Origin of the sequence: Erwinia persicina (assembly GCF_014838825.1) — a bacterium.
Lineage (GTDB): Bacteria > Pseudomonadota > Gammaproteobacteria > Enterobacterales > Enterobacteriaceae > Erwinia > Erwinia persicina_A.
In genome coordinates this window covers 339,872-360,605 of the sequence record NZ_JACYMO010000001.1, presented here as the reverse complement: position 1 = coordinate 360,605, position 20,734 = coordinate 339,872, and the positions used below count along the sequence as shown (strand labels likewise).

Here is a 20,734-nt window from a genome sequence, read left to right as displayed (position 1 = left end):
CTATGGAACGTGTTGATTTTGCCGACCTGCAAATTTTTCTGACGGTGCTGCGCTGCCGCAGCTTTAAGCTGGCCGGTATTGAGCGCGGGTTATCATCATCAGCGGTGAGCCATGCGATACGGCGGCTGGAGACCCGCTTAGGCGCACGCCTGCTGAACAGAACCAGCAGAGCGGTCTCTTCTACTGCGCTGGGCCAGGACCTGGCCGAAAAGCTGGCAGGGGGGTTTGACGCCATCGCCGCCGCGCTGGAAACCCTGAATGCCCCCGGCCGGGGCAGCTTTGGTGTGCTGAGGTTGAATGTCTTTGCGGATGCGGCGCATCAGCTTATTGCCCCTGCGCTGCCTGAATTTGCCACGCAGTGCCCGCAGGTGCGCTTAACCATCGTCGTGGAAGACCGGCCGGTGGATATCACCGCCGGAGGATTTGACGCAGGCATGCGCTACGGCCATCTGGTGCCGGAGGATATGGTTGCCGTACCGCTGACCGGGCCGCAGCGGTGGATAGTGGCCGGTTCCCCTGATTACCTCCGACGCCGCGGAACGCCACAGACGCCTGCCGACCTGGCCGGCCATCACTGTATTCAGCTACTGCTGGGCGATAACGCTTACTTTCGCTGGGAGTTTGCTGGCCCGGACGGCGCTTACAGCCTCAGTGTGCCCGGCTTAATCACGCTGAAGGATACGGCCACCTCGATATCGGCGGCAAAGGCAGGTATGGGCTTAACTTACGTGCTCGAGTCCCGTATAAAGCAGGAGCTGGCAGCAGGGACGCTGGTCAGTACCTTGCCGGCACACGCTGCGCACGGTGACCCCTTTAACATTTATTACAGCAGCCGCCGGTATGTGCATCCTGCGCTGAGAGAATTGGTGAATATCATTCGTACCGGCAATGGCCTGCAACCCTTGCCCGCGATTCCGAGCGTCACGCTGCAGGAATAGCACCGGTCCGATACCCCTTTTTGTCTATAACCCTAATGACTATCAGGCAGATAACAATGAACACTATCCTGGCCGTGCTTCTCACCCTGACATCGTTTTCCGCTATGGCCAGCCCGACACCCGCCGCGCTGAAACCGGTTCCTCTGATTGCCATAAAAAAACAGAGTGAGCAGTATCATGAGGTCTGTCAGGCGATAAAGAGCGGATGCCCGGCTGAGTCAGCGCTCTGGCGGGAAAAAGGGGACGGGAGAGCCGTTTACTTAACCAGCCCGGGGCCCACATTAATCAGAATGAACAGGGCGAATGGCGAATGGGTGATGGATGGCCGCTGGGACTTTAGCCACCACGAAAGCGGCGATAACAGCGATGACGGCGAGCTGACCCGCAGTGAGGTTGCTCTGTTTCCGGCACTCTATCCTCTGAGCCAGACAAAACAGGCAGTGGCGCTGGTATCCACCTGGTCAACGGGGTACTCCGGCGGCGGGCGGGAAGAAGCGTATGCCGACTTTCTGATGCTGAATGCTGACGGGGGGGTTCAGACCGCATTCAGTAATGTTCCTTTTTCCTCACGGGAGATGATCCGGGCCTGTTTTTCTGAGGAAGATTATGCCAAAAAATCGCACTGTCATGATGAAAGCTGGCGCATTCTTACCCTGCAGTTTACAGACGAGGGCAGGGAGTATTACAGCTGGAAATTTATCACCAAAGCCTCGGACTGGCCTTCCTTTACTGATAAATCGGCCATTACCGTCGGCGTAACGGAGAAGACAGCCTATCCCTTCCAACCCGATACGTCAGCGCAGTAATCATGGCCGAAAACGTCGCGTTAACGCGCGTGTGGCAGGGGCAGCGTCACCGTATCCTGATGCTCCGGGGTAAAGCGCTGCCCGGCTCTGGCTAACAGTCGCCTTAATACCGATCGGAATTCATCAAGATCGATATTATCAATCTGACTGCCGACCACAATGGCTTCTGAAATATCCTGCATCGCAGGCCAGCGCGTCTTGTAATTGGCATAAACGGCGATAGCCGGAATATTATAGGCGCTGGCCATATGCAGAACAGATGTATCCGGCGTGATGGCAAAGGTCGCGTTTTTTATCACTGCCGCCGAGCGTGCAATCGACGGGGGGAGTGAAATACGGTGTGCCCGGTTATAAAGCCGGATTAATGCGGTCGCTTTATCGCAGCCGTCAGGGCCGTGAACAATCACTACAGGCATTTTTGTTTCACCGGTAATCCGCGCAATCAGCTTTATTGCCGTGGCCAGCGAGAAGGTGCGCTCCGCTACGCTTCCGTCCAGATTAAGGGCAATATACGGATCAAACTGCCGGGTTTCCTGACTCACTTCGTCCAGCACATGATCACTGAGGGGAAATTCAAACGCGGGTCTGACTGACGGAAAACCCGCTTCTCTCATCAGCACTGACCAGGTCATGGGCACGGGCGCACGGAAAACTTGATCCATTCGGGAGGCTATCTGACACAAAGGTGAATAACACTTCATCGTTAAGCCCACGGCCTGTAAATTTGTTTTTGCCCTTAACCGGCTGATAAAGAGCATGGTTTTGAAGTTCTTTTTACGCATAGCCTCAATGCAGAGATCCGGTACGCCGTATTCCTTTCTTATTTTCCCGGCTACCGCCTTAATGTCCTGATACGTTGCCTCGTCCTGACAGGGCATACTGATAACGGTCAGCGTTGTGTGCCTGAGCGTGAGGGCGTCGAAGACGGGTCTGTTGAGTCGCGAAGCCACGATGATCAGGCGATCGATGCGGTGATACTCCAGCGAACGGATAAGTGGGAATATGGACATCGCATCCCCGATCTGGTCGGGAATGTGAATAACGGCAAGGGAAACAGTGTCAGTGTTGATTGCAGCTGCTGGGTAGTCGTAAAAAGAATAGGCAAAGTGCCTCAGCCCGGACAGTAATGACATATTACGACACGCTCCCTGCGAAAATAGTCATCCCTTATGACCTAACAGGCCGCTGATTATAACGGCTCCGAAGCGCGGCCTGTAAGGTAATATTGCTCCGGCCACCCCTTCAACACCACCAGCCCCTTCCCGCACCCGGCGTCAACAGGCCCGGCCCCTTCAGGCTGCAGTACCCCGCACTGCCCGCCGGTGCCCCATACGGAAGAACACCAGACCGGCAACAGAAAAACCAATCAGGGCAATAAACATCACCGGCGGCGGGGTAAAGCTGAGTAAAAAACCGCACAGTACGGGGTTAATCGCACCGCCGATATTACTCAGGTTCTGCATTCCGTAGTAACTGCCTTTCATATGGTCAGGTGCAATGAAATCGATAAACATATACTCCACAGGGATGACGATCAGTTCGCCAAAGCTGAAAATGACCATCGCCAGCATCCACAGCAGCACCGACGGGCCGGCCAGCATAAATCCGGCCAGACCGAGAATAAAGAACAGCGTGCCGAAAAATAGCCATTTGAACAGGTTATCCTGCTTCATACCGCTGCTCATCACGTACTGAAAGGCAATCACAATCGTCGCGTTAGTGATCATGATGGCACCAATCACTTTATAGGCATAAGCGGCATCGGCGATAATGATCAGGTACTGCGACAGATAACCGGTGAACTGCCCGAAGACAATCGACCCGCAGGTGCTGCCCAGCGTAAACCAGACCAGACAGCGGTCTTTGAGCAGGATAGAAAACGTCTGGCGCAGACCGGGTTTTTCCAGCGGCTTCAGCTCGATATCATGACGTTCCGGGCGGTCAGGAATATGGCGTAATCCCACCATCAGGGTGATAACCGTTCCCAGCGCCAGCGTGCCGGAAATCATAAACGGCAGACGGGGATCAAAACCAGCCAGCCAGACGCCAAGCGAGGACCCCACGGCCCAGCCGACATTGATCAGCGTGTAGTTCATTGAAAAGGCTTTGACCCGTTTTTCCACTGGCAGCCAGGCGGCAATGCAGGCCTTAATGGTAATACTCAGAAGGGCGTATGAGGCATTGAGCAGGGCGATGACCATCACCACGCTGCCCACTTCCGGCAACAGCGGCAGTAAAAAAAAGCTGAGTGCAAACAGGCTGACTGAAAAACCAATCAGCTTACGGTGACTGAACCTGTCAACCAGATAACCGCCGTAAAGACTGCTGAAGATGCCGATGGCCACGCTCGCCCCCATGATGAGACCGACGCTCTCAGGCAGCAGATGATAGTGCTCCGTCAGATAAATAGTCAGGAATGGCAGCGTGACACCACGACCGATGGTCAGCACCAGGGAGCCTGCAAGCAGGGCAAGAATAAGCGGCGGCATTCCTTTCATTTAGTTCACATTTTTCCATCAAAATATTAACAACAAGTCCTGTTACTCTACGCGGTTACGCAGGATTTTTTGTGTCGTTAAAGCAACGTTTATCAAGGTGTTAATAAGACAAAATGCTACAGAAACTTCTTATTGTGGTGGGGAATAGGGACACCGCGATCCGCTGTTTCTGCCCACGCCGCTGGCGTGAGCAGAAGCGCCATTATTTTTTGCGCGTCAGGGTGATACGGGTCAGTTCCGAGGGGCGTCCTAAGCGTACCGCCATCCCCGGCCAGAGCCCGGTTCCGTTGTTCACGTACAGCTGCATGCCGTCGACGTCGTACAGACCGGAGACAAAACCGCCGTTGGGCGCGGCAAACAGGCGGTCAAACCCCAGGATCAAACCGCCGTGCGTATGCCCGGAAAGCTGAATATCCACCCCCTGCGTTGCATTCTGGCGGGCATTTCGCGGCTGATGGTCAAGTAACACCACTGGCGCGTTGTCCGGTGCTCCGGCCAGTGCCTTGCTCAGATCTGACCCTTCAGCCCCCCGCGCGGACGCGGAGGCGTCCGTCAACCCGGCGATCACCAGCTTTGCGCTGCCGCGAGTAATAACAGTATGGCGGTTGAGCAGGGGATGCAGCCCCAGCGTGGCCAGATGCGCCGTCCAGGCTTCCTGCTCAAAAAAATACTCATGGTTGCCGGTGATCGCCAGGACACCGTCGGGGGCCTGTAATCCCCGTAACGGTGCCACGTCCTGCCTGCGGTTTTCCAGCGTACCGTCAATCACATCCCCGGTCACCACAATCAGATCCACGTTCAGTGCCGTGGCCCGCTTCACTAATTCCGCAGTCCAGCGGGCATTAAACAGCCGGGTGATATGTAAATCCGTTAACTGCAGAAGCTGATAACCTTCAAACTCTTCCGGCAGATTGGCAACCGGGATGGTGACATCCTTCAGAGCCGGCACGCGGATGGCCTGCTGCACGCCGTAGGTGGCCAGGCCGATGGCCAGTATGGCAGCCAGGTAGCGCACGCCCGGGACGATGGTCAGCGGATGCCTGACCAGCATTGAGATCAGCGTCACCGCATCAATCACGATCTGTATGAATGCAAGGAACAGCACGACACTGAAGGCCCAGTTAAACAGGATAATCAGCGTTCGCGGCATCTCCGGGGCAAAAACACTGCCAGAGGTAAAACGGCTGACTAACAGGTACTGGGTGGCCAGCAGAGCCAGCAGCGACAGGATGATTTTTAACGCCAGGGGCTGGGACAGCGGAACGATAAACCGCCCAATGACATACCAGGCGGGGAGACTGAAAATAAGGTGAAACATCATTATTTCCCTAACAAAAGTGCGTACTTACGCAAAAAAAATGAAAACAGCGGATTTTATCGACTGACGGTTAACCTGTGACGATGAAAACGTGAAAAAGGTGTCAGATCAGAGGCCATTACACAGTACACTTCTTACTGAATCAGAGATTAACCCTGGAGAGCGACTGATGAGTAATGACGTACCCCTGAAATTTTATGACATCGTAGATGAGTACTCGACGGAAACCACCCAGCCGGTGCAGGAAGCCGATCGCACACCGCTGGCACACTATTTCCAGCTGCTGATCACCCGCCTGATGGACGGCGAAGAAATTGGTGAGGATACACAGAAAGAGATCGCCAGTGAAGCCGGTATTGACGCGGAACGGATTGATGAAATCGCCACGTTCCTGAATCAATGGGGCAATGAGTAGCCGCTGATGCCGGTGATGTGAATTTCACTCGGGCATTCACATCACCTTCATCACGTGGCACGTTTCTCTGCCCGCTATCATCGGGTCACCGGCAGAGCAGGGAAGTGAGGTCTCAGTAAAAATCCTCCCATTCGCCCCGGGAAGGCATCGGGGTCGTGCAGGGCTTATATTGAATGACAGATCCCATTTGGGCATTATCAATGGGTTTCACCGTGATCGTCTGACCGTCCATCAGCGACCCCGTATCTAACGTCAGTTTAAAATAGCGCCGCCGGGCGTTGGGGACTGTGTTATCACAGGTTTCGGCAACTTCAATATACAGGCCGGTCAGATACAACGCGGTAAAGCCGAGTGAGCCGCTGGCGGGGAATTCGCCCTTATAAATAGACTCTTTATTAGAGGTGCCACAATTCTTGCCACCGCCGCCCAGTGACGGAATGCTGAGGCAGAAAAACCGGTCGGGGCCAGGCACGAGCTGGTAAACTTTTATCGCCGTAGGGGTCAGCGGCCCACCGTTCTCATCCTCTACGCGCACGGTGAGGTGCAGCGGTTTGCGTAAAAGATGATCTTCCTTGTGCGTCATGCAGGTAGTCAGGGACAGTGTTATAACGGCCAGCGTGGCCAGGAGAGGCAGTAATTTCATCGGTGATGTGATTCTCTGTGATTCAGTCCCGGAAAACCGTCCCGTGCTGACGACCTCACAGGGGGAAACGTACAGGATTGTAGCACGTTATGTCAGACCGGCACGGGTGCTTCAGTAAATAGCCCTTGTCGCTGCATCACCGAATAGTATTGATAACAGGGATATTTACATGAGATTTATTGCTGCCATTATTGTTTTAACGTCATTCACCTCTTCTGCTCAATCTCATGCCATCGAATGGAAAACACGCTGTGATGACGAGGGATTTTCACTGCCAGTTGATCAACAAAGCCATCCGTTAGTGGTCAATGAAAATCAGATAGTAATATCGGTTCATACGAAACGTATTGACGCTAATAAGATTGGGTTCTTCCTGGATAAGACGCTCGATCTTGGCACGGGAGGCATGACGCTTAACTGGGACAACTTTAGTAAAACAGCAAAAATAGCGGATATGACCTTTAAGGGCAGGGAAGGCGTATTTCGCTGGTATGGTTTCTTTGATAAAGATCAGCAGAAACGCGTCTGGGTGGCGCAACCTGACTTTGTGGAAACCTATGCCAAAAATGGCCAGATTAAACTGATCACATGTGATTAATTTTCCCCATTACTCAGTAGGCGTAATACCCGCGCGAACGGCGATAGTGGTAAAATTATTTATCAGGATTATATCATCCCGGTTCAGAAGGTAATCAAAACAGAATATGCGTATCCATAATGAAAACCGCGTAGATAAACTCTATCGCCGGGTGAATACCACAACACGCCACCATTCAAATAATCCCGGCGCGGATTATCGCTGGGAACGAAACCGGAAGAAAAGGGCAGATGAAGAATTACCGCAGCGTGAATCAATGCACAGTAAGCAACAGCGCGGTCTGGACTATTCTCCTCTGTTTCATTTTTTACTGAGTAAAATCGGTCAGAAGTGGGACGAGGTTTACAGCGAAGCGAAAAGCCGTCTGGACAGAGACGAGCCCATTTTCTGGTTAGTGGCCCGACACGAGCACAAGCAGCGGGACTACGTTTGCTGTGGCGACTTCAGCTTTTATCCTGGATTGTTTGTTGACGAGCTTGGGTTCCTCAGGCAGGTCAATCCACATATTACGGCCGACGATATTCCGGTCACGTGCCGTTGCTGCACGCATACGTTTATCGGCGTGCCACTGTCTTGGAAAGAACCCGAGGAATAAAGAGCAAAACGGCGGATGATTATTAGTTACGCTGTGTGCTGTTGCTATGCGAATTCTGGTCCCGTGAAAACCGCAGGATGCTTTGTTAACACGGATTTTATTAGATATAAAAGGGCGCGTTCTCTCGCCCTTCGTCACCAGAACGCGTTTAGTTCAGCCGCTGACCTTGTTCATCAACCACTCTCTCACCGTCCTCTTTCGTGAACGCGCCTTTCTGTGCATCAGGAAGAATATTCAGCACGACGTCAGAAGGGCGGCATAGCCGGGTACCCAGCGGCGTCACCACGATGGGGCGATTGATCAGAACAGGATGCTGCAACATAAAGTCGATTAACTGATCGTCAGTAAAGCAATCTTCCGCCAGCCCTAACGCTTCAAAAGGGTCGACATTCTGACGCAGCAGCGCCCGTACCGAAATGCCCATATCCGCAATGAGTTTGACCAGTTCATCTCGTGAGGGGGGTGTCTCAAGATAATGAATAACGGTCGGCTCTTTACCGCTGTTGCGGATCAGCTCAAGGGTATTGCGTGACGTGCCGCAGTCCGGATTATGGTAAATAGTGATGTTGCTCATATCAGTATCCTCGCTCTAATTGAAAGACAGACGAAGCGCCAGTGCAGCCAGCGTGACAAACAGCACGGGGAGGGTCATCACAATCCCCACCCGAAAGTAATAACCCCAGGTGATTTTGATATTTTTCTGCGACAGAACGTGGAGCCACAGCAATGTAGCCAGACTGCCGATAGGGGTAATTTTAGGCCCCAGGTCGCTGCCGATGATGTTGGCGTAAATCATCGCTTCTTTGATAACACCGGTCGCTGTGCTGCCATCAATCGACAGCGCCCCGACCAGCACGGTCGGCATATTGTTCATTACCGATGACAGGAAGGCCGTCATGAAGCCAGTACCCAGCGTTGCCGCCCATAATCCTTTCTCAGCCAGCTGATTCAGCACGGATGAAAGATAATAGGTCAGTCCGGCGTTACGTAATCCGTAGACCACCAGGTACATCCCCAGCGAGAAGATAACAATTTGCCATGGCGCACCGCGCAGCACGTTCACCGTATTAATGACGCGACCTTGTTTCGCTACGGCTAACAGGAGCAGGGCACACGTGGCCGCAACCAGACTGACCGGGACCCCCAGCGGCTCCAGTCCGAAGAACCCCACCAGAAGTAAAAACAGAACCAGCCAGCCGGTTTTAAAGGTATTCACATCGCGTATAGCGTCTTTCGGTTCTTTTAAAAGAGAATCATCGTAAACGGCGGGAATGTCCCTGCGGAAATAAAGATGCAGCATTACCAGCGTAGCCGCAATGGCCGCCAGGTCAACCGGGACCATCACGGCAGCATAGTCGGAGAAGCCAAGCTGAAAGAAATCTGCCGAGACGATATTCACCAGGTTAGAGACAACCAGCGGCAGACTTGCCGTGTCGGCGATAAACCCTGCGGCCATGATAAAAGCTAAGGTTGCCCCACGGCTGAACCCCAGCGCCAGCAGCATCGCGATAACGATAGGCGTCAGGATCAGTGCTGCACCATCATTGGCAAACAGGGCTGCCACCATTGCGCCCAACAGGATTATCCAGGAGAAGAGTAACCACCCCCGGCCATTCCCCCAACGGGCAACATGCAGCGCGGCCCATTCAAAAAACCCAGATTCATCGAGCAGCAGACTGATGATGATCACGGCAATAAAGGTGGCGGTGGCATTCCATACTATCTGCCAGACCACCGGAATATCCCCGGGATGAACGACGCCGGTCAGCAACGCCAGACATGCCCCCAGCGAGGCACTCCAGCCAATTCCCAGCCCTCTGGGTTGCCAGATAACCAGAACGAGCGTGAACAAAAAAATAACACCAGCCAGTAACATCAGAGCCTCCATCACATGTGATTATTCGAATGTGTTTATCATTTTTAACAGGAGGAAGTTGTGGTGCGACTGAGCTTAATACGTATGTTTTCTCGTTCACAATTCCAGGCTGAATCAATAATACCGGCAGCCCATGCAGGCATATGAGGCGACAGCCGGTAGTGTACCCATTTTCCTTCGCGGCGGTCGATGACCAGCTCCGCCTCACGCAATAACGCCATATGACGGGATATTTTCGGCTGTGACTCTGTCGTTGTCGCAGAGATATCGCAGACACACATCTCACCAGCCTCTCTGAGGAGCATCACGATAGTTGAGCGCGTGTCGTCAGCCAGTAGTTTAAAAAGTTGAACCGGTTGTAGCATGTTAGATCCCGTTAAACACAGCCAAACAGATATGATATTTCATATGTGTATATTTTAACAGCATCGTTTAACCCACGGCAGGTTTTTATGACGCATTTACCCCTAATCGAATCTGAGTTCGTGCAGGGGGCCATTTTCCGCAAAGCTGGCCATCACCAGTGGGCTACACAGCCATCAGACGGGCAGGGAAGTCGCGTTCCTGTGTGAATTCTGGTGTGCCATACCCCTGCGAAAATCGCAGAATTCACGTAGCGCGATCATCTTTTATTTTCATTATTTATGAGGACAGTGCTGTACGGCTGACGCTGACAGGGCTGATTTTTCTGAACGGTTGATGATCCTTCAGTACCCGAACATAGCTTTATCAGGCGGGTTAACGCCATGTTGGTTCAACACATAAAAATGCAGCGGATGACTGAACAGCGATGGAATGTTGTTTATCGTCGGGATTGGTCATAGTCCCGGGCAAACCGCGACGGCTGTTCGTCAGCCCGGCAGCACCGGACTCCCGGAAGCGGTTCATCAGACGCTGCACCTGACGTTCAGTGAGATCCAGCTGAGAGGCAACATCACAGCGAGGCAGGCGCTTTTCAACAACGCCCTGGATCAGCGGCAAGCGGTGAAGTTCTTTATAGGACATGGTTACCAGCATCAGAAGAGATCTCTCAGAAAGGTGGAAAATGCGCCGTATCTGGGTGACATCATAAACTAGCTAAAAAGTGACATTATCAAATGGGACTTACAACGCCGGTGCGCATAATGTATATTATGTTAAATTGCATATCAGATCAGGTACCCGGCCGTGGGCTTTGCTCACGGGTACCTCGCCTGCCTCTCTTTGCCGGAGCCGTTCAATCTTTTGCAGGCGTCCCCTGATGGAAACGCATCTGCCAGTGACCGACCTTTGCAGACCAAATCCAGATAGATGTTCGCATGGTCCTGTTAGCCGTTATCCCTGTCGCATCCCGTTGCGTACTGATGTAATTCAGCAGTACCACGCCATCGGCGAGCATGGTCAGTGTAAAATCACCGGCTTCGATGGCTGTTCGATCACGTTCCTTCGCCAGCGCGTCAATGACTTGCTGCCGGCTATAGCGTATCCCTGACCGGCCAGTCTCTGTAAAATCCTGATGCAGCAACGCATTAACCTGCTGCGCATCATGCCGAATAGCCGGCTGATGCAGTTGGATTTCCAGCCGCTGAAGGACCAGCAACAGCTCAGATAAATCAGTCAAGAGACCTCCGCAGAACTCTGGAAATGAAAAAATAAGGGTTAACTAAAACCGATCGCGCTACGTGAATTCTATGAGGTTATCAGGGGTATGACACGCCAGAATTCACACAGGAGCAGCAAAAAACGCACCTCCCTGCCCTCTGATGAGACTTATCAAGATCGCAGCAGTTCGCCAGTCTGGTGACAATTCGTCACATTTTATCCGTCTGATCAGACCATTTTTGCCATAGGGAAAACGAATGTCATGCCACTGGCGGACACCGGACTTCTCTGTCCCGATCCATTGACTTTGCCCCGGATAGGTTGAGAATGTCCTTTGCATTCAATCCTCAGATAAAACCGGAGCTTATCATCACCCGTTCCCGTCGCATTGCCTCTGCCGCCACCGCGAAAAAAGCCAGCGCTTTCATTGTGGCCGCCGCGCTGTTACTGGCCAGCTGCTCCACCCAGCCACCAAAATCTCTGGTCACGCCGTTTCCCTCTCCGGTTAAACCGCCGGGATCAGGCCAGCCCGTGCGGAGTTCACAGCCGATGCGCGGCGTCTGGCTGGCAACGGTATCACGCCTTGACTGGCCACCGGTCTCTTCGGTGAATGTCAGCAGTGCGGCCCTGCGTATCAGCCTGCAGCAGAAGGCGCTGACCGATAAGCTGGATAAGCTGAAACGTCTTGGCATCAACACGGTATTTTTCCAGGTGAAGCCTGACGCCACCGCACTGTGGAATTCTAAAATTCTGCCGTGGTCCGATATGCTGACGGGCAATATCGGCGACTATCCCGGCTACGATCCCCTGCAGTTTATTCTCGATGAAGCGCACAAGCGGGGCATGAAAGTGCATGCCTGGTTTAACCCCTATCGCGTTTCCGTTAATACAAAATCGTCCACGGTGGCGGAGTTGAACCGGACGCTGTCGCTCCAGCCCGCCAGCGTCTTTGTGCTGCACCGCGACTGGATCCGTACGTCAGGCGACCGCTATGTGCTCGACCCGGGGATCCCGGAGGTGCGGGACTGGATCACCAGCATCGTGGCCGAGGTGGTGGCAAACTACCCGATCGACGGCGTGCAGTTCGATGACTACTTCTATGCAGAGTCTCCCGGTTCTGCGTTGAACGACAGCCAGACGTTCCGGCAATACGGCCAGGGGTTTATCAGCAAGGCCGACTGGCGGCGACACAATACGCAGCAGCTGATCGAACAGGTATCCCGCACCATCCGGCAGCTGAAACCGGGCGTTGAATTTGGCGTGAGTCCGGCAGGCGTCTGGCGCAATCTCTCGCACGACCCGGCGGGTTCGGATACACGCGGTGCGGCTGCCTATGATGAGTCTTACGCCGATACCCGCCGCTGGGTGCAGCAGGGACTTCTCGATTATATTGCGCCACAGGTTTACTGGCCGTTCTCGCGCCAGGCCGCCCGGTATGACGTGCTGACAAAATGGTGGGCCGATGTGGTCAGGCCAACGAAAACCCGCCTTTACATTGGCATTGCGCTGTATAAAGTGGGCGAACCGTCAAAAACTGAACCTGACTGGACGGTACAGGGTGGCGTGCCGGAGTTGAAGAAGCAGCTCGATTTAAATGAATCTCTTCCCGGCGTCAGCGGTACCATTCTTTTCCGCGAGGACTACCTTAACCGGCCGCAGACTCAGGATGCGGTGCGCTATCTGCAAAGCCGCTGGGGCGATAAATCCAAAACACAATAAAATAGCTTACAGGATCAGCGAGTTCGCGCCCGCTGGTCCAGTCTCCTCTGCAAGATCCTCGCAAAAGTTTCTACCAAACTCAGGCCGGTTTGCATGCAAATATGTTAACGGACACCTTAAAAATTCCGCATTGTTTTTAGCAAACCCCTTACTCTGAATAACGAAAGCATACCGCATGACAGTGCGTTTTTATCCCCCTGCCGCCATTATTAGGTGACAGTGTCACCAACAGGAACTCATTGATATGAAAGTGCAAAAAATAGAACAACCTGCCACCATTAAGACGATGGAATCCTGGGGTACGGTTGAGGGTCTGCCGGGCACCGGCACCATTCCGTTATCCGGCATTCAAACAGTCATCCCGGGCAAAGAGAATATTGATACCGGAATTTTTGAGTGCGGTGCGGGCAGCTATCGCCGGGGGGTAAAGCAGGCTGAGGTGATGCATTTTCTCAGCGGCACGGGCTCCTTTACCCCGGACGGCGAAGCCACATTACCCTTTAAAGGGGGCGACAGTTTCTTCTTTGCTGCTAACACCGAAGGCACCTGGGTGGTCGATACACCGATGCGCAAGCTGTATGTTATTTTTGATGTCGGGACAGAATAAATCATGCCGGATCGGTCTGGCCTGTCGCGTTATCTGACATCAGCATTTTCCGCATCCGGTAGTTAATAAACTGCTGATCGCGCACCCTGACCTGCTGTGCCTCAATCATCCGGAAGCCCTGCCGGCTGAAAAACGGTCTGGCGGTGATACTGGCTTCAGTGAAAATGGCCGGTAGCGCCCTATCGGCCACCGCCTGCTCCAGTCGTTTCAGCAGCGCGGTCGCCACGCCGCAGCGCTGATGCCCGGGATGGGTAAATAACATATCCAGATGCCCGTCAAACTCCACGTTGCCAAAACCGGCAATCTCGTCATGGCGAACCGCCAGCCAGCAGCAGCTTTGCTGAAATCGCTTCTCCCAGCTTATCCGGTCTACCTGTGACCAGGCCGCTATCTGTTCAGGCCGGTAATCCCGTGACGCGATCTGTCGGACGGATGCCTGAAACAGCGTAATGACGGCATCGAGGTCACTCACCTGGAATGCTCTGATAGTGATGCTCATCTTCCCCCTCATTTCCTTCTGGCCTGCGGGTCGTAACATCCTGGTCTATGATTGTAATGCCCTGACCGCTATCCATATCCTGAAGACACCTTTACCCGACTGATATCTTACCCCCTTTGCCGGGGTGCCGCCGTGATGTCAGCGATTTTTGCGTACTGGACTTAAACGAGGAGACCGAATGGAAACCCGATCATTCCCGAAAAGTTGGGGTGCCGAATTTGTGGCTGCCGACACCGTGCGTTTTCGTCTCTGGGCCTCTGGCCAGAGCGAAGTCACCCTGCGACTTTCCGCGAAAGACATTGAGATGACGCCAACCGGCAACGGCTGGTTTGAAGTTGAGGTCGCTGGCGTCAAGCCCGGCGAGGAGTATCAGTACGTGCTTGCCGATGGCAAGACGGTCGCGGACCCGGCCTCCCGCGCGCAGCGCGATGACGTCGGCGGGCCGTCGCTGGTTATCGACCCTGCCCGCTATGCCTGGCAGAATACCGGCTGGGCAGGCCGCCCCTGGGAAGAAACCGTGGTATACGAGCTGCATATCGGCACCTTTACCCCGCAGGGAACGTTCCGTGCCGCTATCGACAAACTGCCGCACCTCGCCGGGCTGGGGATCACCATGGTCGAGGTCTTACCCCTCGCCCAGTTCGGCGGCCGTCGCGGGTGGGGCTATGACGGCGTACTGCTCTATGCTCCTCACGCGGCGTACGGTTCGCCGGAGGACTTTAAAGCCTTTGTCGACGCCGCGCACGGCTACGGTATCTCGGTGGTGCTGGACATCGTCCTGAACCATTTTGGCCCTGAGGGCAATTATCTGCCCCTGCTGTCTCCCGACTTTTTCCATCCGGAGCGCACCACGCCCTGGGGAGCCGCAATTGCCTGGGACGTGGATGCGGTACGCCGCTACATCGTCGAAGCCCCGCTGTACTGGCTGCAGGAATACAATCTGGACGGGCTGCGCTTCGATGCCATTGACCAGATTGAGGACAGCCAGCAGCCGCACGTGCTGATCGAGATCGCGCAGCGCATCCGGGCAGAGATACCGCAGCGCCCGATCCACCTCACTACCGAAGACTGCCGCAACGTGATCTTCCTGCATCCCCGCGATGCCGACGGCAGTGCTCCGCTGTTTACCGGCGAGTGGAACGACGACTTTCATAATGCGGTACACGTGTTCGCCACCGGTGAAACACATGCCTATTATCAGGACTTCGCTGATCAGCCCGAAAAAGGCGTGGCCCGGGCGCTGACGGAAGGCTTTATCTATCAGGGCCAGGTGTCTCCGCAGTCCGGCGAGGCGCGCGGCGTGGACAGCCAGGGGCAGCCGCCGGTGACCTTTGTCGATTTTATCCAGAACCACGATCAGGTCGGCAACCGGGCGCAGGGAGACAGGCTGATCTCCCTGGCCGGGGCCGACCGCAGCAAAGTGATGCTCGCCATGCTGCTGCTGTCCCCGCACATTCCGCTGTTGTTTATGGGGGAAGAGTACGGTGAGACCCATCCTTTCCTGTTCTTCACCGACTTCCACGGCGACCTGGCCCGAGCGGTACGCGAAGGCCGGGCAAGGGAGTTTGCCGGCCACGCCGGGCATGAAGGTGAAAGCGTGCCCGATCCGAATGCGGAACAAACCTTTATTGCTTCCAGGCTCGACTGGCACAAGCCGGAAACCCCGGAAGGTCAGGCGTGGATGGCACTGACCCGCCAGCTGCTGACGCTGCGTCAGCAGTATATTGTGCCGCTGCTGGCCCGCGCGGGCGGCCATAGCGGAAACGTGGTGAAAACGGCATCCGGCTTCCTCGCCGTCAGCTGGACGTTCCCCCAGGGGACGCTGTCGATGGCGGTAAATATCGCTGCCACTCCGCAGCCGCTGCCGGATTTGCCCGGCGAGACGATCTTTGCCTGGCCCGATCGGGGCGAGGATCTGCCGCCGCATTCCATTCTTGTTCGCCTTCTACCGGGAGATGCAACGTGACTATACCTGTCGCCACTTACCGTATTCAGTTTCGCAACGGCATGACCTTTGACCGGGCGGCGGCCCTGGTGCCGTACCTGCAGCAGTTGGGTATCTCGCATCTTTATGCCTCGCCGATCTTTACCGCCACCCGCGGTTCCACGCACGGCTATGATGTGACCGATGCCAACGAGATTGAGCCGTCCATCGGCGGCCGGGCGGGCTTCGACCGCATGGTCAGCACGCTGAAACAGGCGGGGATCGGCCTGATCCTCGACATCGTGCCCAACCACATGGCCGCCTCGCTGGAAAATGCCTGGTGGCATGACGTGGTTGAACATGGCGAAAAAAGCCGTTATGCCCGGCATTTTGATATCGACTGGTCGCGCCGTCTGACGCTGCCGTTCCTCGGTGATGACTTTGAAACCGTGCTGGACAACGGGGATATAGCGGTTAAAGCCGACCCGGTAACGGGCAGGCCCGCCCTCGCCTGCTATGATGCCTTTTACCCGCTGACGCCTGACAGCTGGCAGGGCCGCGAGGCGGGCGTGCTGGCCATCACCGATAAAGCAGACATCAACGCGCTCCACCAGCAGCAGCCGTGGCGGCTGATGTGCTGGCGGGACGCCGCGCAGGATCTCTCCTACCGGCGCTTCTTTGAAATCACCGGTCTGGTGGGGGTCCGCGTAGAAGACGAAGGAGTCTTCGAAGATACCCACCGTCTGATCCTTGAGCTGGTGCATTCCGGCGCGGTTGACGGCCTGCGGGTGGATCATGTCGACGGGCTGGCCGATCCACAGGGCTATCTTGACCATCTGCGTCAGCAGGCCGGAGCGGACTGCTATATTACCGTGGAAAAAATCCTCGGCGAGGATGAGCACCTGCCTGACGACTGGCCGGTCTCGGGCACTACCGGCTACGAATTTATGGCCGCGCTCTCCGATGCACTGGTGGACGGCAGTCAGCTGGCTAACCTGCGTAAAATCTATAATGAGGTGGTCGATCGCCCGGTAAATATGGCCGCCGAGCTGCGCGCTGCCAAGCTGCTGATGGCCGATAAGAACTTCGCCGGAGAGTTCTCCACCCTGCTCACTCTCGCCGTCGGCCTGGCCGGGACTGAACGCGCCACGCCAGATGAGAATGCCCTGCGTCAGGCGCTGCGCGAACTGCTGGTTGCCTTCCCGGTGTACCGGACTTACGGTACCGCCAGCGGCATGCCGGACGCCGATCGGCAAAGGCTGCACACCGTGGCCACCAGAGTCAAAAGCAGCGCCAGCGCGCCCGATCCTGCGGCGCTGGATTTTCTTCTGCGTATCCTGACCGGCGAAGTCTCTGACGCATCCCACCAGCAGGCCACAACGTTCCGTACCCGCTTCCAGCAGCTGACAGGGCCGCTGATGGCGAAATCCGTCGAAGATACGCTGTTCTTCCGCCAGCACATGTCGCTGGCGCTGAATGAAGTGGGTGCTGAACCGCTGCCGCGTTCGTTCTCTCCGGCGCGTTTTCACCGGGAAATGGCGACCCGCCTGGAGCGCCAGCCGGATGCGCTCTCCGGCACCACGACCCATGATACTAAACGCGGAGAGGATGCCCGTGCGCGGCTGTATACGCTGTCGGAAGCGCCGGAACACTGGGCGGCCTGCGTAACGCGCTGGCGCGAAATGAATCAGGAAAAAGTGGCCCATCTGAATGACGGCCCGGCACCCCGGCCCGCCGTCGAGTGGATGCTCTATCAGGCGCTGGCCGGCGTCTGGCCCGCCACGCTGCAACCAGGGGACACGGCCGGTCTGGCCGCGCTGGAAGAACGCTTTCTCACTTACGTGCAGAAGGCGCTGCGGGAGGCCAAACAGCGCACCAACTGGACCGCCGTGAACGATGATTATGAGAATGCGGTGCTCGACTATGCCGCTCACCTGCTCGCGCCGTCAAATCAGGCTTTTCTGCGTGACTTTACCGCCGCGCTTCAGCCATTTATTCGCGCCGGGTTGATCAACAGCCTGACCCAGACCGTGGTCAAGCTGACCGCGCCGGGCGTGCCGGATATCTACCAGGGCAGTGAGACGCTGGACTTCAGCCTGATCGACCCTGACAACCGTCGTGAACCTGACTTTGCCACGCTGCAGCAGATGCTGGCAGAGCACCGGATCCCGCTCGACACCTCTGCGCCGCGCTGGCTGAGCGGTCAGCTTAACCAGCATGTGATAACCAGCCTGCTGCGTTTACGTCAGGCCCGTCCACAGCTGTTTCGTCGGGGAAATTACCTGCCGCTGCACGCGGAAGGCCAGGGCGAAGAGCACATCATCGCCTTTGCCCGCTGCGACAGCGCGGACGCGCTGATTGTGGTCGCTCCCCGTCTGATGCTCAGTCTCAGCGGGAAGCCGGCGACCGCTGGTGACAGCACAATCGCGCTGGATGCGCCTCTCGCCCGGCGACGTTACCGTAATATTCTTAACGGGGAAGTCACTTTCCTGACGGACCACCTCAGCCTGCAGCCGGACAGCCAGGGCGTACCGCTGATACTGGCCAGTGAATAATGACTTTGAACCATGGACGTCATGCCTTACCGCTGGCGATTCACTCTGCAACAGGATAAAAAAACACCATGTCAGATAATCAACCTTTTGCAATAGAACCGGGACTAAGCCACCAGCTGGGGGCCAACTTTGATGGTGAAGGGGTGAACTTTGCCTTGTTCACCGCGCATGCCGAGCGCGTGGAGCTGTGCCTGTACGATGAGAGCGGTACGCAGGAAATTGCCAGGCTGACGCTGCCTGAATACACCCATGAGGTGTGGCATGGCTATGTGCCAGGCCTGCGGCCGGGGGCGCTGTACGGCTACCGGGTTTATGGCCCGTACGATCCGGAAAACGGACACCGGTTTAACCCGAACAAGCTGCTGATTGACCCCTATGCGCGCGAGCTGTCGGGCGACATCGAGTGGAACGAAGCCCACTTTGCCTATGACCTGTACGATGATGATAAAGATCTGACCTTTGATACGCGCGACAGCGGGCCGTTTACGCCCAAATGCCGCGTTATCGATCCGGATGAATTTCACTGGCATGATGAAAACCGCCCGGTTATCCCCTGGTCACACACGGTGATTTATGAAACCCACCTGAAAGGGTTTACCCAGCTGAATACGGCGGTGCCGGAGGCGCTGCGCGGCACCTATGAAGGCATGGGGCATCCGGCGTCCGTGGAGTATATAAAGAGCCTGGGCGTCACATCGGTCGAACTGCTGCCCGTTCACTGGTTCCCGGACGATCAGCACCTGCTGGACAAAGGACTGAAAAATTTCTGGGGGTATAACACCCTGGCCTTCTTCTCGCCTGCGTCGCGCTATTTCGGCCCCAACGGTATTCAGGGGTTCCGAGATATGGTGCGCGCCTTCCACGATGCCGGAATCGAGGTGATCCTTGATGTGGTTTACAACCACACCGCTGAGGGTAATGAGCTGGGCCCTACGCTCTCCTTTAAGGGCATCGATAACTTCTCCTATTACCGCACCCTGCCCGATCAGCACCGTTACTATATTAACGATACCGGCACCGGTAATACCGTCAACACTTCCCACCCGCGCGTGCTGCAGATGGTGATGGACTCCCTGCGTTACTGGGCGCAGTCGATGCACATCGATGGTTTTCGCTTCGACTTAGGTACCATTCTCGGCCGTGAACCGGGCGGTTTCGATCCGCGCGGCGGCTTTTTTGACGCCATCATGCAGGATCCGGTGCTGTCAAAGCTGAAGCTGATCGGAGAGCCGTGGGATATTGGTCCGGGCGGCTATCAGGTGGGCGCTTTCCCGCCGGGCTGGGCCGAGTGGAACGACAAGTATCGTGATACGGTGCGGGAATACTGGAAGGGAGACAATGTGTCGACCGAGTTTGCCGCCCGCCTGCTGGGATCGGGCGATCTGTACGATCAGCGCGGCCGACGCCCCTGGGAGAGCGTGAATTTTATTACCGCACATGACGGTTTTACGCTGAATGATCTGGTCTCTTACAACGAAAAGCATAACGATGCCAACGGTGAGGACAATAACGACGGTCATAATGATAACCGGTCATATAACTATGGTGCGGAAGGCCCTACGGAGGATGAAGGCATTAATGCGGTGCGTGAACGTCAGAAACGTAATTTTCTCGCCACCCTGCTGTTCTCTCACGGTACCCCGATGCTGCTGGCCGGGGATGAGTTTGGCCGCAGCCAGGCCGGGAATAACAACGGCTACTGCCAGGATAACGAAATCTCGTGGATCCACTGGGACGCGGTGCCGGAAAGTGGTGAAGCGCTGCGCGAGTTTACCCGACAGGTGATTGCGCTGCGCGCCGCACAACCGCTGCTGCGCCGTGAAAGCTGGCGTGATGATATGGAAATCAAGTGGTTCAACGCAGGCGGTGGTTTTCAGCAGCCAGAGCAGTGGGACGAAGGGTCAACGCTCGGGGTCTATATTGGCCGGGCGGATCTGGCCGACCAGGAAGGGATATGGCATGACGTGCTGATGCTGTTTAACCCGTATGAGGGCAATGTGCCCTTCCTGATCCCACAGTTTGGTGAAGGGGGCTGGGTGCTGGAACTCAGCACCTCAGACCGGGCCAGGCCCGGTAAGGTGATCACCAAAGAGAAGAACGTGGAACTGGAAGGTCGCAGCATTGCCCTGTACCGCAGGCCATAACGCGTCAGTCGTATTGAT

General features: G+C 55.7%; 19 protein-coding genes and 1 pseudogene. 10 read left to right on the top strand and 10 right to left on the bottom strand.

All coding sequences use genetic code 11. The features are described from left to right. Positions 1–2 precede the first annotated feature (2 nt). Both IFU29_RS01645 and IFU29_RS01640 read left to right on the top strand, forming a co-directional pair. Positions 3–938 (top strand): LysR family transcriptional regulator, encoded by a 936-nt coding sequence (locus IFU29_RS01645; protein WP_191932375.1) that lies wholly within the window; start codon positions 3–5, stop codon positions 936–938. Positions 939–994: 56 nt separating this feature from the next. Beyond that, on the top strand, positions 995–1,744 hold the full coding sequence (locus IFU29_RS01640; protein ID WP_191932374.1) for a hypothetical protein: 750 nt from the start codon (positions 995–997) through the stop codon (positions 1,742–1,744). A gap of 20 nt (positions 1,745–1,764) precedes the next feature. Here the strand turns inward: IFU29_RS01640 and IFU29_RS01635 are convergent, their stop codons facing one another. The 3 genes from IFU29_RS01635 to IFU29_RS01625 form a co-directional block, all read right to left on the bottom strand. Continuing rightward, on the bottom strand, positions 1,765–2,877 hold the full coding sequence (locus IFU29_RS01635) for a glycosyltransferase family 9 protein (RefSeq protein ID WP_191932373.1): 1,113 nt from the start codon (positions 2,875–2,877) through the stop codon (positions 1,765–1,767). A 159-nt stretch (positions 2,878–3,036) separates the two neighbouring features. After that, the gene (locus tag IFU29_RS01630) at positions 3,037–4,242 is read right to left on the bottom strand and encodes an MFS transporter (protein WP_191932372.1); all 1,206 of its coding nucleotides are present in this window, start codon (positions 4,240–4,242) and stop codon (positions 3,037–3,039) included. A 202-nt stretch (positions 4,243–4,444) separates the two neighbouring features. After that, positions 4,445–5,560 (bottom strand): metallophosphoesterase, encoded by a 1,116-nt coding sequence (locus IFU29_RS01625; RefSeq protein WP_191933090.1) that lies wholly within the window; start codon positions 5,558–5,560, stop codon positions 4,445–4,447. Between the two features lie 169 nt (positions 5,561–5,729). Here IFU29_RS01625 and IFU29_RS01620 point away from each other — a divergent pair, with 169 nt between their 5' ends. After that, positions 5,730–5,975 carry a YmjA family protein gene (locus tag IFU29_RS01620; protein ID WP_062743265.1) on the top strand — a complete coding sequence of 82 codons (246 nt, stop codon included), beginning with the start codon at positions 5,730–5,732 and terminating at the stop codon, positions 5,973–5,975. 112 nt (positions 5,976–6,087) lie between these two features. Here IFU29_RS01620 and IFU29_RS01615 read toward each other — a convergent pair whose 3' ends face one another. Continuing rightward, entirely contained in the window at positions 6,088–6,618 is a 531-nt protein-coding gene (locus tag IFU29_RS01615; RefSeq protein ID WP_191932371.1) for a hypothetical protein, read from the bottom strand. 169 nt (positions 6,619–6,787) lie between these two features. Here IFU29_RS01615 and IFU29_RS01610 point away from each other — a divergent pair, with 169 nt between their 5' ends. Together IFU29_RS01610 and IFU29_RS01605 are read left to right on the top strand one after the other, a co-directional pair. Beyond that, complete coding sequence (locus IFU29_RS01610) at positions 6,788–7,216, top strand: hypothetical protein (RefSeq protein ID WP_191932370.1); 429 nt, start codon at positions 6,788–6,790, stop codon at positions 7,214–7,216. A 106-nt stretch (positions 7,217–7,322) separates the two neighbouring features. Beyond that, the gene (locus IFU29_RS01605; RefSeq protein ID WP_062743268.1) at positions 7,323–7,811 is read left to right on the top strand and encodes a hypothetical protein; all 489 of its coding nucleotides are present in this window, start codon (positions 7,323–7,325) and stop codon (positions 7,809–7,811) included. Between the two features lie 148 nt (positions 7,812–7,959). Here IFU29_RS01605 and arsC read toward each other — a convergent pair whose 3' ends face one another. The 5 genes and pseudogenes from arsC to IFU29_RS01580 all read right to left on the bottom strand — a co-directional run bounded on the left by arsC (position 7,960) and on the right by IFU29_RS01580 (position 11,287). Further along, complete coding sequence (arsC, locus tag IFU29_RS01600; protein WP_191932369.1) at positions 7,960–8,385, bottom strand: glutaredoxin-dependent arsenate reductase; 426 nt, start codon at positions 8,383–8,385, stop codon at positions 7,960–7,962. Between the two features lie 15 nt (positions 8,386–8,400). Then, positions 8,401–9,687, bottom strand: coding sequence for an arsenic transporter (locus IFU29_RS01595; RefSeq protein WP_191932368.1), 1,287 nt, complete (start codon positions 9,685–9,687; stop codon positions 8,401–8,403). 44 nt (positions 9,688–9,731) lie between these two features. Further along, a complete protein-coding gene (locus tag IFU29_RS01590; protein ID WP_191932367.1) occupies positions 9,732–10,052 on the bottom strand; it encodes a metalloregulator ArsR/SmtB family transcription factor in 321 nt (106 codons plus the stop codon). 460 nt (positions 10,053–10,512) lie between these two features. Beyond that, positions 10,513–10,704, bottom strand: a pseudogene (locus IFU29_RS01585) (helix-turn-helix domain-containing protein); the annotation flags it as partial. Between the two features lie 199 nt (positions 10,705–10,903). Next, a complete protein-coding gene (locus IFU29_RS01580; protein WP_191932366.1) occupies positions 10,904–11,287 on the bottom strand; it encodes a nuclear transport factor 2 family protein in 384 nt (127 codons plus the stop codon). A 308-nt stretch (positions 11,288–11,595) separates the two neighbouring features. Between IFU29_RS01580 and IFU29_RS01575 the strand changes: the two genes are divergently transcribed. Further along, positions 11,596–12,987 carry a glycoside hydrolase family 10 protein gene (locus IFU29_RS01575; protein WP_191932365.1) on the top strand — a complete coding sequence of 464 codons (1,392 nt, stop codon included), beginning with the start codon at positions 11,596–11,598 and terminating at the stop codon, positions 12,985–12,987. Positions 12,988–13,231: 244 nt separating this feature from the next. After that, a complete protein-coding gene (locus IFU29_RS01570; protein ID WP_191932364.1) occupies positions 13,232–13,594 on the top strand; it encodes a cupin domain-containing protein in 363 nt (120 codons plus the stop codon). Position 13,595: 1 nt separating this feature from the next. Here IFU29_RS01570 and IFU29_RS01565 read toward each other — a convergent pair whose 3' ends face one another. Next, positions 13,596–14,093 (bottom strand): GNAT family N-acetyltransferase, encoded by a 498-nt coding sequence (locus IFU29_RS01565; protein WP_191932363.1) that lies wholly within the window; start codon positions 14,091–14,093, stop codon positions 13,596–13,598. A 178-nt stretch (positions 14,094–14,271) separates the two neighbouring features. On the opposite strand from IFU29_RS01565, the gene treZ reads away from it, so the two are divergent. The 3 genes from treZ (at position 14,272) to glgX (ending at position 20,716) form a co-directional block, all read left to right on the top strand. Next, a complete protein-coding gene (gene treZ / locus IFU29_RS01560; protein ID WP_191932362.1) occupies positions 14,272–16,059 on the top strand; it encodes a malto-oligosyltrehalose trehalohydrolase in 1,788 nt (595 codons plus the stop codon). Then, complete coding sequence (treY, locus tag IFU29_RS01555) at positions 16,056–18,572, top strand: malto-oligosyltrehalose synthase (RefSeq protein WP_191932361.1); 2,517 nt, start codon at positions 16,056–16,058, stop codon at positions 18,570–18,572. Before treZ ends, treY begins: the two co-directional genes overlap by 4 nt. Positions 18,573–18,640: 68 nt before the next feature. Further along, entirely contained in the window at positions 18,641–20,716 is a 2,076-nt protein-coding gene (gene glgX, locus IFU29_RS01550) for a glycogen debranching protein GlgX (RefSeq protein ID WP_191932360.1), read from the top strand. Positions 20,717–20,734 lie beyond the last annotated feature (18 nt).